A 3,108-nucleotide genomic window follows, 5' to 3' on the forward strand; every position below is an offset into this window, starting at 1 on the left:
AGTTTCTCTATTTGTAGCTAAGTTAAACTACCAGTTTTTGCTACATCTTTCCTTATTTTCTCATGATAAACTTTTTTCACAGAGACTAGGTAAACCCTTTATTTTATACTCCTTCTCAGTTCCAGTGTCACCATTGTGCATATTCTTATTTATTAATTTCTTAATATAAAATTAAATAAAAAGCATAATTAGTCAATAAATTAATAATTAAAGTAGGATAATTTCTCAGATTGTTGATGATATTGAAGATTTTACTATAATAAAAGTTTAAGCTAGCGTTTCTGAGATGAATAAAAAGCTACTGAATGAAATACCTTCGCTTGAGGATAAAACAGTTTCTGAAATCGAGGGTGCTTCTTCTTTGCAAGATTTGGAAAAAATCAGGCTATCATATTTGGGAAAAAAGGGTGTAATTAAAATTTATTTTGATGACTTACAAAAGATAGAAGACGCAGAAAAAAAACGTGATTTGGGCTCAGTCATCAACGTTTTACGCAATAAGCTGGACCAGCTTATAACAAACAAGGAAACCATATTAAAAGCCGAAGAAATCAACTTTAAATTACAAAACGAAGCGGTTGATATCACATTGCCCGTTAGGCCAGAAAAAATTGGCAGGATTCACCCGTTGAGTAAGGTTATAAATGAAGTAAAACTCATTTTTGCACATATGGGTTTCAAAGCGGTCGATGGTCCTGACATTGAAGATGAGTTTTATGTGTTTGATGCACTGAATACTCCAAGTCATCATCCTGCACGGGAGGAGCAAGATACCTTTTACTTAAAGAATAAAATAAACGACAAAAGAATGGTGCTGCGCACTCACACCTCATCTGTGCAGATTAGAACCATGGAAAAAGCAAAAACTTTCCCAATTAAAATAGTAGCTGCCGGTAGGGTATACAGAAATGATTTTGATGCAACTCACACTCCTATGTTTCACCAGATAGAGGGGTTATATGTCAATGAGAACGTCAATATGGGTCAGTTAAAATTTACTATCCATCACTTCCTTAACAAGTTTTTTGGAGATAAGGGATTAAAGATACGCTTTCGTAACAGTTTTTTCCCTTTTACTGAACCTTCTGCAGAAGTGGATATAAGTTATGAGGGTAGTAAATGGATAGAAGTGCTTGGATGTGGTATGGTGCATCCAAATGTCTTTCAAAATGTTGGGATAGATCATACTAAATACAATGGCTTTGCGTTTGGTATTGGCATAGAAAGGCTTGCAATGCTGAAATATCAAATTAGTGACCTAAGGAACTTTTATGATAACAAGATCAGTTGGCTCAACCACTATGGTTTTCACTTTTCATCTTTAAGATAAGTGACAAATAAAGTTTGCACATTTATTATACTTGCTGCCGGGCATGGCAAACGAATGAATTCCGGCTTACCCAAAGTCCTGCACAAAATAGGCAATTTCTCTATGCTCGAGCATGTCATTTACAATGCAAAACAGCTAAGTTCCGAAAATATAGCTGTTGTAGTCGATTTGCCTTTAATTGAGCGGCTGCAGTGCTTTGAGGATATACAATTAATTACACAAAAGTCAACGCTTGGGACAGGAGATGCAGTTAAAACTGCAATGAGAAGCCTGACAAAACTGCCAGATTCGAGTATAGTTGTTGTGCAGTATGGAGACACTCCACTAATAAAAAGCAGCACGATAACTAAAATGGTTAGCTCTTTAGAAGGCAAGGCCCTAGTTTGCCTAGGTTTTAGGGCAAGCAATAAAGAGTACGGTAGGTTAATTATTGAGGATGGTTCCCTAAGAGAAATCGTAGAAGCACAAAATGGTGGAAATAATGATGAGGAATTTCTTGCTAATGCTGGGATAATAGTTGCATATGCAAAGGATTTACGTGAATTGGTGGGGAAAATAGAGTGTAATAAGTTGACACAAGAGTATTATTTAACTGATATAGTCTCCATTGCTGCAAAGAGCGATCTAAATGTTGGTTACGTTATTACTGGTGAAGAAGAAGCAATTGGAATAAATAACAGAAATGACCTTGCAAAAGCTGAGCTTTACTTCCAAGAGAATAAAAGAAGATTTTTTACCAACTCTGGGGTAACGCTTGTTGCTCCGGAGACTGTTTTTTTCTCTCTTGAGACACAAATTGGTATGGATTCGATTGTTTACCCATACGTTTTTTTCGGTCCTGGGGTAAAAGTGGGATCTAATGCTAGGATCGGTCCGTTTGCCAAGTGTGAAGGCACAACAATTGGTGAAAGTGCAATCGTGGGAAACTTTGTCGAAGCAAAAGCAAGCGATATAGGCATGAATACTAAAATAAAGCACTTAAGTTATATAGGAAATACTAAAGTAGGGCCGGAAAGTAACATAGGTGCAGGTACTGTTGTGTGTAATTATGATGGAAAAAAGAAACACAAAACAAATATTGGAAGCAATTGCTTTATTGGTGCCAATAGTTCATTGGTTGCACCGCTCAATGTCCACAACGACTCTGTAATCGCAGCAGGTAGTGTTATAGTGGAAGATGTGCCAAACGAAAGCCTTGCAATTGCAAGAGAAAGGCAAGTGATTAAGAAAATAAAGTAGTCATTGGTTGCTGAAAAGTTTAGAAGTGGAATATTCATAAGGAGCTGTAGTTAGACATGTTGCCCACTGGGATCCAGAAAATAAAGAAACATAGATTCCAGCATCACGCGCTGGGATGATACCATCTGTTGTAAAAATAAATGTTCGTTCATGAATTGCTTTAATATTTAAGAAATTTACCAGATGAGAAAAAAAGCAAAAGAAGCCTCATGGGCAGCTTACTTCAAAATATATTGGTAGCTAAGCGATTAACTCGTGACTTCTTCTTTGAGTTGTGCAATTTCAGCTCTAGGAAGACCAGTAGTTTGGGCTATGATATCAACAGGTACACCAGCTTTAAGTAGGTTTTTAGCCACAGCAATTTTAGCCTGTTTTTCGCCCTCCTCTCTCCCTTCCGCTCTACCTTTTTGATGACCGATTTTGATGCCTCTTTCTTCGCCGATTTGGATTCCTTCTTCTCTACCTTCCTCTTTACCAATTTTGATGCCTTTTTCAGTAGCATCATCAAGTTTTTGAGCGAGAATAGCTTTCTCATCACG

Annotated in this window: 2 protein-coding genes and 1 pseudogene; 2 read left to right on the top strand and 1 reads right to left on the bottom strand. The window is 37.0% G+C overall.

Features of this window, described 5'->3' with window-relative positions; genetic code table 11:
- Positions 1 to 286 precede the first annotated feature (286 nt).
- Positions 287 to 1,330, top strand: coding sequence for a phenylalanine--tRNA ligase subunit alpha (pheS, locus tag GO685_RS04370; protein WP_175937734.1), 1,044 nt, complete (start codon positions 287 to 289; stop codon positions 1,328 to 1,330).
- A complete protein-coding gene (locus GO685_RS04375) occupies positions 1,331 to 2,569 on the top strand; it encodes an NTP transferase domain-containing protein (protein WP_175937735.1) in 1,239 nt (412 codons plus the stop codon). It abuts the gene before it with no gap.
- 248 nt (positions 2,570 to 2,817) lie between these two features.
- On the opposite strand, the pseudogene GO685_RS04380 reads toward GO685_RS04375, so the two are convergent.
- A pseudogene (locus GO685_RS04380) lies at positions 2,818 to 3,108 on the bottom strand (hypothetical protein); the annotation flags it as partial.

Source organism: Wolbachia endosymbiont of Madathamugadia hiepei (assembly GCF_013366855.1).
Classification (GTDB): Bacteria; Pseudomonadota; Alphaproteobacteria; order Rickettsiales; family Anaplasmataceae; genus Wolbachia.

Coding starts and splice junctions, on each gene's coding strand:
- pheS (WP_175937734.1), top strand. CDS start 287: ATGAATAAAAAGCTACTGAATGAAATACCTTCGCTTGAGGATAAAACA.